Origin of the sequence: Mycobacterium pseudokansasii, assembly GCF_900566075.1 — a bacterium.
Classification (GTDB): Bacteria; Actinomycetota; Actinomycetes; order Mycobacteriales; family Mycobacteriaceae; genus Mycobacterium; species Mycobacterium pseudokansasii.
The window spans coordinates 921,164-934,844 of sequence record NZ_UPHU01000001.1; the positions used below are offsets into that span (position 1 = coordinate 921,164).

7 protein-coding genes are annotated in these 13,681 nt (G+C 65.2%); 2 read left to right on the forward strand and 5 right to left on the reverse strand.

The genetic code is table 11. The annotated features are described in order from the left end of the window. Positions 1–114 precede the first annotated feature (114 nt). A complete protein-coding gene (locus tag EET10_RS04295; protein WP_063466607.1) occupies positions 115–2,757 on the forward strand; it encodes a GH92 family glycosyl hydrolase in 2,643 nt (880 codons plus the stop codon). A gap of 263 nt (positions 2,758–3,020) precedes the next feature. Continuing rightward, entirely contained in the window at positions 3,021–4,754 is a 1,734-nt protein-coding gene (locus EET10_RS04300) for an IS1634 family transposase (protein ID WP_036398586.1), read from the forward strand. Between the two features lie 111 nt (positions 4,755–4,865). Here EET10_RS04300 and EET10_RS04305 read toward each other — a convergent pair whose 3' ends face one another. From EET10_RS04305 to EET10_RS04335, 5 genes are all read right to left on the reverse strand, one after another. Next, positions 4,866–7,241 carry a lysylphosphatidylglycerol synthase transmembrane domain-containing protein gene (locus EET10_RS04305; protein ID WP_036398507.1) on the reverse strand — a complete coding sequence of 792 codons (2,376 nt, stop codon included), beginning with the start codon at positions 7,239–7,241 and terminating at the stop codon, positions 4,866–4,868. Positions 7,242–7,771: 530 nt separating this feature from the next. Beyond that, positions 7,772–9,010 (reverse strand): PPE family protein, encoded by a 1,239-nt coding sequence (locus EET10_RS04315; protein WP_122501918.1) that lies wholly within the window; start codon positions 9,008–9,010, stop codon positions 7,772–7,774. A 193-nt stretch (positions 9,011–9,203) separates the two neighbouring features. Next, positions 9,204–10,001 carry a glycine-rich domain-containing protein gene (locus tag EET10_RS04320; RefSeq protein WP_136624711.1) on the reverse strand — a complete coding sequence of 266 codons (798 nt, stop codon included), beginning with the start codon at positions 9,999–10,001 and terminating at the stop codon, positions 9,204–9,206. 158 nt (positions 10,002–10,159) lie between these two features. After that, complete coding sequence (locus EET10_RS04325) at positions 10,160–10,825, reverse strand: hypothetical protein (RefSeq protein ID WP_036398499.1); 666 nt, start codon at positions 10,823–10,825, stop codon at positions 10,160–10,162. A 738-nt stretch (positions 10,826–11,563) separates the two neighbouring features. Next, positions 11,564–13,291, reverse strand: a complete 1,728-nt coding sequence (locus tag EET10_RS04335; protein ID WP_122501921.1) for an exonuclease domain-containing protein — start codon at positions 13,289–13,291, stop codon at positions 11,564–11,566. Positions 13,292–13,681: the final 390 nt, after the last annotated feature.

The window sequence follows — 13,681 nt, forward strand, 5'->3', positions numbered from 1 at the left end:
TCAGTGCACGACTTTGACGCATACCGTTGCACCGGCGGAAATCTCCGGCCGCTTGTCGGTGTCAATCGCCTCGAAACAGCCACGAGAGGGCGCCACGTGCAGTAAGAGACAGCTATGCGGTCACGGAGGTCGCTGCGGGCCCTGGTGGCACTCGTCGCGGTGCTGGGTCTTTTCGTGCCGTTGATTGCGGCTTCGCCCACGGCCTACGACGGTGAACCGACCTTCGTCGCCAATCCGGTTGACCACGTCGACACGCTCGTCGGCACCGGTTCCGGGGGCGAGATCGTCGGGGAGATCAACAATTTCCCCGGCGCGTCGGTGCCGTTCGGCATGGTGCAGTACTCACCGGACACCACCCACACCTACGCCGGCTACCAGTACCAGAATTCGCGTTCCACCGGCTTCAGCATGACCCACGCCTCGGTGGGTTGCGCTGCCTTCGGCGACATTTCGATGTTGCCGACCACGACCGCAATCGGTGCGCAACCCTGGCGCGCCGCGGAGCGGATCGCCCACGACGACACCGAGGTCGGGGTGCCCGGCTACTACACGGTGCGGTTCCCCGCGACCGGGGTGACCGCCGAACTCACCGCCACCACCCGCACCGGCTTCGGCCGGTTCAGCTATCCGCGTGACGGCCGGCCGGCGTCGTTTCGGGTGCGCTCGGGCGCGTCACTCGCCGGAAACTCGCGCGCGGCCATCGAGATCGGCACGGACAACACCACCATCACCGGTTGGGCCACCAGCGGAGGGTTCTGCGGCAAGAAAAACACCTACACGGTGTACTTCGCTATGCGGTTCAGCAGGCCGTTCACCTCCTATGGCACCTGGGACGGCTATGCGGTGTACGCCGGTGCCCGCCGGGCGCAGTCGCGTTACAGCGGGGGATACGTGGAGTTTCCGGCCGGCTCGGTGCTCGAAGTGCGGACCGCGATCTCCTACGTGAGCATCGACGGGGCCCGGGCAAACCTCGCCGCCGAGGGTGGCACAAGCTTCGACGACGTTCGCGCGGCCGCAGCCACCGAATGGAACAACGCCCTGTCGCGCATCGGGGTGGCCGGGCGGGATCCCGGTGAGGTGTCGACCTTTTACACCTGCCTCTACCGGTCACTGTTGCACCCCAACACATTCAACGACGCGGACCGTCGCTACCTCGGGTTCGACGGTCTCATCCACGCTGTTGCCCAAGGACATACCCAGTACGCCAACTTTTCCGATTGGGACACCTACCGCAGTTTGGCTCCCCTGCAGGGCCTGCTCTTCCCCGAGCGTGCCGGCGACATGGCGCAATCATTGGTCAACGATGCCGAGCAGAGCGGGTCCTATCCGCGCTGGGCCCTGGCGAATTCGGCGACAGGCATGATGACCGGGGACAACGTGGTGCCGCTGATCGTGAACTTATATACCTTCGGCGGCAAGGACTTTGATGTCGACACGGCGCTACGCTACATGGTGCGGGGCGCGACCGAGGGTGGCGCCGGGTTGGGCGGCTATGTGGAGCGCCCGGGAATCGCCACCTACCTGCAGCTGGGTTACGGGCCCCAGACGGCGGAGTTCCGCACCGATGGCCGGATCGCCGGCGCTTCGATCACGCTGGAATGGTCGGTCGACGATTTCACCATCTCCCGGTTCGCCGCGGCGCTCGGCGACAGCGCCACCGCCGCCGAATTCCAGAACCGGGCGCAATACTGGCAGAACCTGTTCAACCCCAGCACCCGCTATGTCTCGCCGCGCAGCCCGACCGGGTTCTTCCGCTACGGCCCGGGGTTCGTCGAGACCCCGGATGGCTTCGGCCAGGACGGTTTCGACGAGGGCAACGCCGAGCAATACCTTTGGTGGGTACCGCACAACGTCGCCGGCTTGGTGACCGCCCTGGGCGGCCGCAAGGCGGTGGCCGACCGCCTCGACCGCTTCACCAAGAAGCTCAACGTGGGCCCTAACCAGCCCTATCTGTGGGCCGGTAACGAGCCGAGTTTCGGGGTTCCGTGGCTGTACAACTACATCGGGCAACCATGGAAGACGCAGCGCACCGTCGACCGGGTCCGCGGGCTGTTCTCGGCCACACCTGACGGGGCGCCAGGCAACGACGACCTCGGTGCGATGTCCAGCTGGTACGTCTGGGCGGCCCTCGGGCTGTACCCGAGCACTCCGGGAACATCGATTCTCACCGTGAACACACCGTTGTTCGATCGCGCCGTAATCGCGCTTCCGGCAGGCAAATCCATCCGGATCGCGGCGCCCGGAGCTTCGGCGCCCGGCCGGATGAAGTACATCAACGGCCTGACCATCGACGGACGGCCCACCGACAAGACGTTTCTACCGGAGTCGATCATCCGTACCGGCGGTGACGTCGCATTCTCGCTCGCGGCCAACCCCGACACGGTCTGGGGCACCGCCCCGTCCTCCGCGCCGCCGTCGTTCGGTGCGGGCGGTTCGGCAGTGACGGTCAATGTTCCACGGCCTATCGTCACGATCGCTCCGGGGACCACGGGGACCGTCACGCTCGACGCGCAGCGGATGATCGACGGCGCCGGCGACTACACGATCACCGGCATGTCCACGGTCGGCGGGATCACCGTGGCGCCGGTGTCCGGTCGATTCGCCGACGACGGGTCGGCATCGGTGAACGTGGCGATCACGGTGTCGCAGGCAGTGCCCGAGGAGTACTACCTGGTGTATCTGACCACCACGGTGGGTGAAAGCAGCCGGAGTTCGGTGCTGCTCGTCGTGGTCATGGAAGTGGAGTCGTCCGAATAAGCAAGCCTTCGTGGGCGATTAATGTTCACAGCGGCGGCGGACAGAGTCGCCGGCTATGGGCTGGCCGGCATCGTGGCGACGGCGTTCGTGCTAGTCCGTAGTTCCCCCCGTTAGGTGGGGTCTGAGTCGCCGATGTGGTTTGTGAGCAGGTGTTTTTGCGCCCACGTAAAGGCGAATATGTAGACATGTGCACGATAGACTCGTACGGCGCGTCATCAATTGAATAAGCGTTATAACTCCTATCGATATGCTATAAAGTAGACATGTACGTGGCGCGGGTGCCGAACCGGGGGTCACCGCCGGCGATCCTGCTGCGGGAAAGTTACCGCGAAGGCGGAAAGGTGAAAAACCGCACCCTGGCCAACCTGACCCGCTGGCCGGCGCCCAAGGTGGATGCGCTATCGCGGGTGCTTAAGGGACTGTCGCCAACGGTGGAGCTGGCCGAGGCGTTCGAGATCACCCGCAGCCTGCCGCACGGGCACGTGGCCGCGGTGCTGGGCACCGCGCGGGCACTCGGCGTGGAGGAGTTGATCGACCCGGCGCCCTCGCGGCGGCGGAATCTGGTGACCGCCATGTTGGTGGCCCAGGTGATCGACCCAGGCTCCAAGCTGGCGGTGGCGCGCGGGTTGCGTTCTGAGACCGCGACCAGCTCTCTCGGTGACGTGCTGGGCGTGTCCGGCTGTGATGAGGATGACCTCTATGCGGCGATGGACTGGGTGCTTCAGCGCAAGGACGCCATCGAAACCAAGCTGGCCGCACGGCATTTGGCCAACGGCACCCTGGTGCTCTACGACGTGTCCTCGGCGGCGTTTGAGGGCCACACCTGCCCGCTGGGCAAGATCGGGCACGCCCGCGACGGGGTCAAAGGCCGGCCGCAGATCGTCTACGGGCTGCTGTGTAGCACCGCCGGGATACCGATAGCGATCGAGGTGTTCGACGGCAACACCGCCGACCCGAAAACCCTGAGCGCCCAGATCACCAAGCTCAAAAAACGCTTCGGGCTCACCCGGGTCTGCTTGATCGGGGACCGCGGCATGCTCACCTGCGCGCGCATCCGCGATGAGCTGCGCCCCGCCGAGCTGGATTGGATCACCGCGCTGCGCGCCCCGCAGATCAAGGCCCTCGTCGAGGCCGACGCGCTGCAGCTGACCCTGTTCGACCAACAAGACCTCGTCGAGATCACCTCCCCAGACTTTCCCGGGGAGCGGCTGATGTGCTGCCACAACCCGGTCCTGGGCGCCCAGCGCACCCGCAAACGCCAAGACTTGTTGGCCGCCACCGAAAAACAGCTCGCCCTCATCGCCGCCGCCACCACCCGAGCACGGCGCCCGCTGCGCGGCCAAGACAAGATCGCGCTCAAGGTGGGCAAGGTGATCAACCACTACAAAATGGCCAAGCACTTTCACACCGAGATCACCGACGAGACGTTCACCTACACCCGCAACCAAGACAGCATCGCCGCCGAGGCCGCCCTCGACGGCATCTACGTGATACGCACCAGCCTGCCCGCCGACACCCTCGTCGCGGGCGACGTCGTGTTGCGCTACAAGGGACTCGAAGACGTCGAACGCTTCTTCCGCACCTGCAACAGCGAACTCGACGTGCGCCCCATCCGCCACCATCTCGCCGACCGGGTCCGCGCCCACATGTTCTTGCGGATGCTGTCCTACTACATCAGCTGGCACATGAAACAAGCCCTGGCCCCGATCCTGTTTGTCGACCACGACAAACCCGCCGCCGCCGCCACACGCACCAATCCCGTTGCCGCGGCCCAACGCTCCGATGCCGCACTAGCCAAGGCCGCCCGCAAACATACCCAAGACGGCACCCCAGTGCACAGCTTCACCAGCCTGCTCACCGACCTGGAAACCATCTGCGCCAACCACATTCAACCCGCCGACGACATGCCAACATTCACCAAACTCACCACCCCCACCCCACTGCAGCGACGAGCCTTCGAACTCCTCGGCCTCACCCACCGCCTGGGCTACATGTAGTCAGTGAACAAGCCAAAACCGCAGGTCAGCACCCATTCGTCAACACAGCAGGGGGAACTTCGGGCTAGTCCTGGGGTGTGTGCCGGTCTTCCTGTGAAGCGCAAGAGGGGCTCAGATCATCTCGTTCTTGGTGAGCCAGCGCATGATCGGCCAGCCGAGGAATACCGGGAGCCAGCAGGTGAGCACCCGATACAACAGCACCGAGGGGACTCCGATGGCCGCCGGCACTCCGAAGGCGGCCAGCCCACCGATCAGCGCCGCCTCGACGGCGCCGACGCCGCCGGGGGTGGGAGCGGCCGAGGCAAGCGTCCCGCCGACCATGGTCACCACGGTGACGGTGACGAACGTCGTACCGCCGCCGAAGGCTTCGACGCTGGCCCACAAGGCCAACGCCGCACCGAGAGTCGTTCCGGCACAACCCAAGAGGATTATCGCTAGGCGTCGTGGTTCGCGAGCGAGCGCGGCCAGGTCACTCGACACCTCCTTGAGTTTGGGACGCACCTCCGTCGAGAGCCACCGCCGCAGATTGGGCACGAACAGAAACGTGCCGATAATCCCCAGCGCCACACCGCCGATCAGATACAGCACGGTGGCGGTCGGGACGAAGTGGGAGAGATCGGCCGACGTGCCCGCGACGGCGCTGAACAGGATCAGCAACGCCAGATGGACGATCACCTGGACCGATTGCTGCAGCGCCACTGCGGCGGTGGCGCGCAATGCGGTCAGGCCGCTCTTCTGCAGGAAGCGGGTGCTGAGCGCGAGCCCGCCCACGCCGGCCGGGGTGGTGGTTGCGGCAAAGGTGTTGGCCACCTGGACAATCGACAGCTTCACGAAGCTCACCTGGCCGTCGGCGCAGGTCCACAATGCCGCCGCCGCACCCACGTAGGTCAGCGCCGACACCGCCAGACCCAGCAGCGCCCACGACCAGTTGGCATGTTTGAGCTGAGAGAAGAACGTCGGCACGGTGCTGATGAACGGGTACGCGACATAGACCAGCGCGCCGATGAGCACCAGTTGGATGAACTGGCTGCGGCTGAACCGGGTGATGGTCTGGGTTTCGATCTGATCGGCGCCGGTTTGGCGCATCACCTCCGAGCGGGCGTTGGAGATGACGGTCTTGGCGTTGGCTACCGATTCGCGGATACGCTTGGGCACTGCGGATTTGGTGAGCCGGCGGGAGGCCGTCAGGATGGTGTCGGCGCCGAAGGCGTCGATCGCTGCCGTCACCGTGGACTTCGCGTCGTACAGCGCCGTCGTCGTCACCAGGAGCTGGGCGATGTCGGATTGCAGTTGGGCGTCGGTGGCTCCGTATTCGGCGGCGCCGAACCCGCCGAAGAGCGCGGTGCCATCGTCGACTGTGATCGCATTGCAGCGCAGGTCTCCGTGCGAGATCTGGTGGTCGTGCAGGATGCGCAGCGATTTCCACACCTGGGAAACCGCAGTCTGGCTTGTCCACTCGTCGAGTGGAATCCCGCGAACGGGCTGATGCGCATACAAGGTCCAGCCGCGTTCGAGGTCGGACAAAGCGATCGTCGACGTGTTGGCGACGCCCGCTTGTCCGATGGCGATGGCCATCAGGGCGCGATGCTCGACGGCGCGGCGCATGGAGGTCTGCAGCGGCGCGGTTTCGGAGCCGCGCAGCCGCAGCTTCCACCACAGTTGCCGCAGCGCGCCGCCGCTGCGTTGATGCGGACCGTACAACTCCACTGCTGCCCTGGACTCGGGGTCCGTCGAGGTGGCCGACAGCACCAGCGGGCCGGGTCCGCCCGGCCGTACGACCGTGAGCATGGCGACGGCGAATCCGCGTTTGGCCAGCGCGCGCACCGCACCGTCCAGCGGCACCTCCAGCGCAGGGGTACCGACGACCAGGACCACCAGCGCGCCGACGAACCATCCCACTGCCAATCCCAGCAACGAGCGGGCCGGCACGATGGCACTGATAACGAGGTGGATCGGCACGAACGCCAACAGCAGCGCCCACCACCAATGTCGCCACCGGGCCGGCAGCCATGGCCCCGAGACGGTGAGCACCGCCGCGAGCATGGCGATCCACCGCGGGTCGTCGAGAAACTGGGCGGGCAGGGTGGTGAGCTTGTCGGACAGGTCGAAATGCCAACGGGGTGCCGCGATGCGGTTGCTGTTGATCGACAACGGCAGGAAGGCCATGAACGCGGCGGCCGCATACGCACCCAGCAGCTTCCATTGGCGGGACACGATCAGGCCGATGAGAATCATGAACGGTAACGCCAGAATCGCGATGCCGTAGGCCAGGTACACCAGATCCGACTGGGTGGGCGACAGCACGCCGACGATCTCGGAGATGGATTTCTCCAGCGCGATCCACTGGGGGCGGGTGAACAGTGAACTCGCGATCACCGCGGGCAGGAATATCGCCGCCAGGGTGAGCCGGATGATGTCGTTGGTGCGCCGGATCACCGGGGGCAGCAAGCTGCCGGAAACGGCGATGTCGCGCCCGTCAACTCGCATGTTGTTCCCGACGATCCTTCGGGTGGTGTTCGCTGAGCCGTGCTCGTCCTGTCGACAACTTAACCGTTACCGATGAGTCGGCCGATGTCGGCTGGTGCCAGGCTGGGTTCTGGCCCCGACAGTGCATGCGCGGCGGGTTGCTCGCCGAGCCGACCCGGCGTGTGGTCACACCGGTCTCACGAGTATGCGGTTTGCCCACGTCCTCGAAAATTCAAGGTGACCAGGAGCTGCTGGTCATCGATGTCCACGTGCGCGCCGTCGATGGACCATCCCGTTGGCGTCTGTTTTCGGCCCGCCGCAGCTTCGTCGGCTGCCATGCCGCCGTATCGAGTGTGCGGTGGCGGGTTTGAGGGTGCATGGCGGGCGGCATATTCGCGATCCGGCCGGCCTGACGTCACAGTCGACGCCCTCAGTGCACGCTCAGCGCCGTCAGTGCACAGTCGACGCTCTCAGCATGTCTGCCGTGAAAACCGTGGGCGTATGCGCTGTCAAACCTTGCGTCCTCAGCAAAGCTGGCCAAGAGGGTGTGGTTAGCCTCCGGAGAGTGGGCGTGACATTACGGTCATTTTGAGTCCGTATCGGGGTATGACGCCGGCGCGTCCGGTTGCGGCGGAGGGCATTCCGGGTAGGCCGGGCATGGCTGCGGGTGCGGCGTCGCTGGTGGGCAGTGTGCTCAGGGGGGTGGCGGCCTGGAATGTTTTGGCGGCGACGGTGGCCTGGGGTGTGGCCCAGGAGGGGGGCACCGACAGTTGTCCGATGGTGCCTGCGCTGCGCGCGGTGGCCGAGACTTGACCGCCCAGGACGCCTCCGGCGCGCATGGTTGCTCCGGATAGTGATTTGGCGATGGCATTGAGCGGGGCCAGCAGGGCCGGGGCGACTTTGGGTGCGGTGTCGGCCACGGGTTGGGCCACGCCGGAAATCAAGCCGAGGCTCTTCTCGGTATTGATGATCCCGTTGGCCATGCCGCTGACGCCGGTCACCGAGCCCATGGTGGAGTACCAGGCGAACAGGGCGTCGAGGGCGGTGAAGTCGTCTTTGAGGATCTTGGGGAGCTTCAAGGTGTTGACGAATACGCCCAATTCGTAGAGCGGCAGCCCGACCTCGGGTAGGCCGACCGCGGTCAACGCCGCTCCGATGTCTTTGAGCAGGTTTCCGATCCAGTTGCCCTTGTTCGAAGGCGTGGGGGCCTTGGTGGCGGCGTGGGTGACTGCGGCGTGTTGAGCGCTGAGCCCGCCGGGGTTGGTGTCGGATTGCGGGGAGACAAACGGGGTCAGCTTCCATGCTGCGGCCGAGGCGAGGGTGTAGTCGTGCATTGCGGTGGCGTCTTGGGCCCACATCTGCAGGTATTGGGCTTCGGTGGTGGCGATCGCGGCGGTGTTTTGGCCGAAGAAGTTGGTGGCGATCAGCGCGAGCAGCTGGGCGCGGTTGGCGGCGATCAGCGCCGGCGGCACCGTCATCGTGAAGGCCTGCTCAAAGGCCGTCGCGGCGGCGGTTGCCTGGGCCGCGGTGTGTCCAGCCTGCTCGGCGGTGCCGGTCAGCCATTCCACATAGGGAATGACCGCGGCGGCCATCGACATCGACGACGGACCGCTCCACCGCATGCTGGTCAGGTCCATCACCACCGCTCGGTACATGCCGGCCGCGGAGTGCAGTTCGGCTGCCAGTAGTTCCCAGCTGGCTGCGGCGGCCCGCAGCGAGCTCGATCCCGGACCGGTGTACATCCGGGCCGAATTCACCTCTGGTGGCAACAGCGCAAAATCAAACACGATGGCTCCTGGCCTTGCTGGTGGTGAATGATGGGAAACCGCGGCCTGTTTGCCGCATTGACGAACTCATCCGGTGGTGCCCCGCTGACCGCCCGACGCCGCCAGGGGCTCGGGAAAGCCGTTGGCGTCCAAAGCCGGTGACACTGCTGACGTACCCGCCCGCCCTGCGGCGGCCCCGTCGGCACCGAACATGTTGCTAGGGAGCGACTTTGAGTGCGCCAGACCGGACGAGCGCTTGAGCAAGGCCGATCTTTTCATCGTCGGTCAGCCCGCCGGGCAATTCCCGGACATAGAAGGCGCCCGCGGCGATGATGAATTGCAATGCTGCACAGGCCATATCGTTGACCGACAAGACAGCGGTGCCGTCGGTGCGACACAGCGCGACGTAGTCGTCACTGCGAGCCAAGGTAAGCCGGCCCCGGCGGTCGTCGACAAGCATCCGGCGGTTGACGGTGATAAAGCAGACGTCATGCCAGACATCGGGGAGTGGTTGTCCGAACAATGCTTCGTAGCGCTCGCGGAAATCAGTGAATGTGGACTTCCACCGCGGGCCCCGGCCATTCACTGGAATTGCCGGCGGCCGATTCTTCACTGCCGTCCTGCGCTTCCCGTGGTGCCCGGGGCCGTAGTGGGTAGGGGCATGGCTGAGATAACGGCCGAAGAACCGCCGGCCGTAGTCCGCATACTGATCGGTGAACAAGATAAATGTGTGCCAGGCGGCGTCGACCATCTCCGAATACATACCGATGACCCTGTCGTGGCTCAGCTCGCATAACACCAGATACTTCTTGACTTCGGTGAAAAGCTTCTCGGCCTGAGCGCGGGTCTCGACCACCCGGTCGCTAAGCAGCCGATCAAGCACATACGGCGCCTCGAAGGCCAACGCCTCACGAAGATGAGCGTCGAGCACCCTCGCGTCCGAATCATTGCTTTCAGCAGGTGTGATGCCGGAGGTGGCGGTAGGGGAGGGGGTGCTATCGGCAATGGTTACCATAACCTCGCCCGCTTTCTTGCCGAGGCCGGAAATCCGGACTACGCCGCTGGTGTTTCCGGGTAGTCGAACGCATATACATCTCGGGCCCAAATGTCTTTCCGATCACGTCAGTCCGGTCATACCGGACCAACGCGAAATGCCGATCTGCCTGTTTGCCGTTAGTTGTCAGGGTTATACGGGTCGCCTGCCGCATATGCAGCTGCATAGTCGAGATCCGATTGCTCTTCACTACTAGGGTCGTCAGGGCGGTATTCGTTGTTGTTCGCTTGCCATTGCGCGACGGTATTTGTGCCTGAACTGTCGTCGTCGGATTCGCTCGAGCTGTAGTAGTCGTAGTCGTCATACCCGCCTGCTGCGCCGGTGCTGGACGTAACTTGCGGCCCCGCCGGCTGAGCGTTACCCGGGATCACATTTGTCTGAGTATCTGCGGGAGGCTCATTGGCCCCGCCGGAACTGCTGGTTGCCGTGGTGCTGTCTTGGGTAGGAGCCGTCGTGTCATTCGAATTGCTCGACGTGCCGCCGCTGAGGCTGCTACCGGAAGTGTCGTTGGTGTTGCTGGTGCAGCTGTCGAGCTTGAAGCCGCCGTGGGAGGCCAGCGTGATGGTAAGCCGCCCCACATCGACGCCGAGACCGTTGGCGGTGGTCGGGCTTGAGGCGTCGACGATGCCGGCGATGCCGCTGGTCAGTGCCAGCGCTCCCAGCGTGGCGCCGGCCGCAAGCCTGCCTCGCCGCGACTTGGCGGTCCCGGCTTTGGGTTGAGCCGAACCAGATTCGGCATCGTCGGCGGTGTTTTCAGGTCTCGCGCTACGGGTCGGTCTGGGCATGGGCGGATGGTCCTTTCGGCGATGCGGGGTCAAACGATGTCTTCGATGTGCCATTCACGGTGTCGCCAGTGTGTTCACCCCAGACCGGTGGCGGGGGGGCGTCAACGCTGCTGCAGCGACACCGGCGCCATAGCCTGGCCGGTAGGCACCGGCGCGAGCCCGGATTTGGCCGGCACTTTCGGCGGTCGCCTCGGCGGGCTGTAAATCATTGCTGTTCAACACCGTTGAGGCAGCAACGAGACCGAGGCAGCAACCATCGCCGAAATCCCCGGGGCCGGTGTACGCCGCTACCGGCGGCGCGTTCAACCACTTCACCGATGCCGTCGCGTCCGCTGGGTCTACGGCAACCACCCACAGCGTCACTGCCGACATCCCTTCGGATCGCTTGATACTGCGCGCCTGTGTTGACTCCCTCGTCGCCCAGCGGCGCCTGTATGTATCTTGTATTGAAATCTATACATCTGTATCGGACAGAGTTGCAGAAGTCAACTTTGTAATCAATCCAGGCGGGATGCGATCATGACGCACCTTCGACGGTCTCGGCATCGGCAGGCGGCGCGGCATGCCGAGGAGGCTCGGCCTTACGACGGCTGCGGATCGAGAACGGTGCCGGCGTTGGGCCGCTCGGGCCTGACGCTGGTTCGGCGGAGCGTGCGGCGGCTTATGCGTCTATCCGGCTATGCATGCTTATCGGGCAGTCGCCAAGGAAGATGCGCACCGGTGCATGGTCCCGGGGAACTAGTCGTCGCCATCCGCCAAGCGCTCGTTCAGGAATCCTTCGACCGCGGGGCTCGCGATGACGGACTGGGCGCCGTCTTCGGCCTGACGCATCCACCGATGTTTCGTGTGCTCCACGACGACAGTGTGCACAGGGTCGGTCCCGATGAGCATGCCTCGGGTCAGCAGGAACCGCCCATGTTGGCGGGCTTCCCGTCGGGTGGCGCGCCGCAGCGTGGCGCACGCAGGGCATAGCCAGAGTTCTTCTTTCGGCTTATTCACGCATCGCTGACAGATCGGCGTTGCGCAACAGTCACACGAGACCATGCCGCGCAGGCACACCGGGCAGATTCTGCCGCCACAGTAACTGCATCGGGACGCATCGGGCCCAAAGTGGCCTTCCCGGTCGATGACACCATGGTCTCTGGGAAGCGTTGTGGTGCTGTCCATTCGGCGTGCATCGGTTGCGCCAGGCCTGAGGTTCGCTTGGTGCCCCCAGACCTGGCCATCCGCTACCGTGACCGCCTCGTCGACCACGAGGTCGGCGCGGGACTCGGCGAGAACGTCACCTGGGGCATGGTCGGTCTTCACCCAGTTGGCGATGAGCGCGTGGTTCACCGACACCACACCTGGTGTCTTGTCGAGACCGTTGAGCTGCTGGGTCAGCGGACACACCTGTGCCCAAACGCATTTCGTCCGTTCACAACCGCCGGCGTTGGTGCGTAGCCGCGCCCGGGTGCGCGCATAGCGGGTGTCCCGACGGCGGATGACGTCGTCGGTGACGTCGTCCCAGGTTCCGGTCGGGGATGCGGCGATGGCACGCAGCGCGACGGCCAGGGCGAGCGGGGAGGATTCGCGGTCCGACAGCGCATCTTCGAGCTCGCGCGTGCACACGTAGTTGCCGACGCCTTGGATCTGCCGGAATGGTGCCCCCAGTAGCCCGTCGGTGTAAAGACGCGTTGCTTCGTCGCGCAATTGGCTCTGCAGCGCTTTGGTTACGGTCGCGATGACGACCGGTTGAGCCGGTCGCGAGGCGCGTCCAAGGGCCGGCAACAAATAGGCCAGCGATTTGCCGGTCCCGGTGGGAGCCTCGACCGCAAAGCGTCCCCCGTGATCGAATACGTCGGCGACGGCGCGCGCCATCTGCTGTTGCGCTTCGCGCGGGAGGAGTTGATGCCGGGCTTGCAGGACCGCGAAGGCGTCGCGTGCGGCCGAGAACGCGTCGGCAGCCGGTGAACCCGACGGGATCAGCAGCGGATCTGGCGGGCGAGTCGACGTGGACAGCTCGGGGGTTGCGGTCAGCCCGGGCAGCAACGACACGAGCGGATGATCGAAGGCCTCGAGGACACCGATGGCGAGCTGCCAGCTGGGCTCTTCCACATCGATTGCGTCCAGCATCGCCCGAACGACCCCGGCCGTCGCGGTCGCGTCCGCCAGGGCGCGGTGGGGCTCCTGGTGATCGATGTTGAATTGGTGCGTCAGATCCGCCAGGGACCGGTTGGGCATCGCTGCGTCGAAAAGGGTTGCGAGATGCAGGCTGTCGACACACGACGGAAGGTGCGGGGGATCGATGCCGGCGCGCTCGGCCGCCTTGTGCAGGAGCGGCCGGTCGAATTCCAGTAGGTTGTGGCCGATCACGAGGTCGATCTCGGCCAGGTGGGCCTCGAGTAACCGCAGCGCGTCGTCGAGGGGGAATTCCGCGCCGAGACTCTCGTTCGGCCGCGCCACACCGGCTGGCAATTGGACCATGATGTTCGCAAGTGGCGTGCCGTCTAACCCAACCAAAGCGAGTTCGCAGACGAAGTCTGCGGCAGAGTCGAGCCCGGTGGTCTCGATGTCGAGGACCGCGATACGGTCGGCCGCGGCGCGGCGAATGTTCGTGGGTCGGTACCCGTCGGTGTTCTCGTTGATATCTTCCGACTCGGGCGACGGTCACCGGGGGCTCAGCGGACCTGATGGACAGCGTGCCGTCTGAAAGCGCTGCGGAAAGCGATCGGCGAGTTGGGAGAGGCTCTCGATCGACTTGGCGAAGCCCTGCGAGCGTAGAGCCCCGTCAGATCTGCCGCGGACAGCGGTCCGTGCTCCGCAAGAATCCGGTAGGCGGCCTCGATCGCCGGGGGCGGCGGCTTTTGAGAAGTC

Excerpts from the sequence above, each read along its gene's own strand:
- EET10_RS04295 (WP_063466607.1), top strand. The coding sequence starts at position 115 with ATGCGGTCACGGAGGTCGCTGCGGGCCCTGGTGGCACTCGTCGCGGTG.
- EET10_RS04300 (WP_036398586.1), top strand. The coding sequence starts at position 3,021 with ATGTACGTGGCGCGGGTGCCGAACCGGGGGTCACCGCCGGCGATCCTG.
- EET10_RS04305 (WP_036398507.1), bottom strand. The coding sequence starts at position 7,241 with ATGCGAGTTGACGGGCGCGACATCGCCGTTTCCGGCAGCTTGCTGCCC.
- EET10_RS04320 (WP_136624711.1), bottom strand. The coding sequence starts at position 10,001 with ATGGTAACCATTGCCGATAGCACCCCCTCCCCTACCGCCACCTCCGGC.
- EET10_RS04325 (WP_036398499.1), bottom strand. The coding sequence starts at position 10,825 with ATGCCCAGACCGACCCGTAGCGCGAGACCTGAAAACACCGCCGACGAT.
- EET10_RS04335 (WP_122501921.1), bottom strand. The coding sequence starts at position 13,291 with ATGGTCCAATTGCCAGCCGGTGTGGCGCGGCCGAACGAGAGTCTCGGC.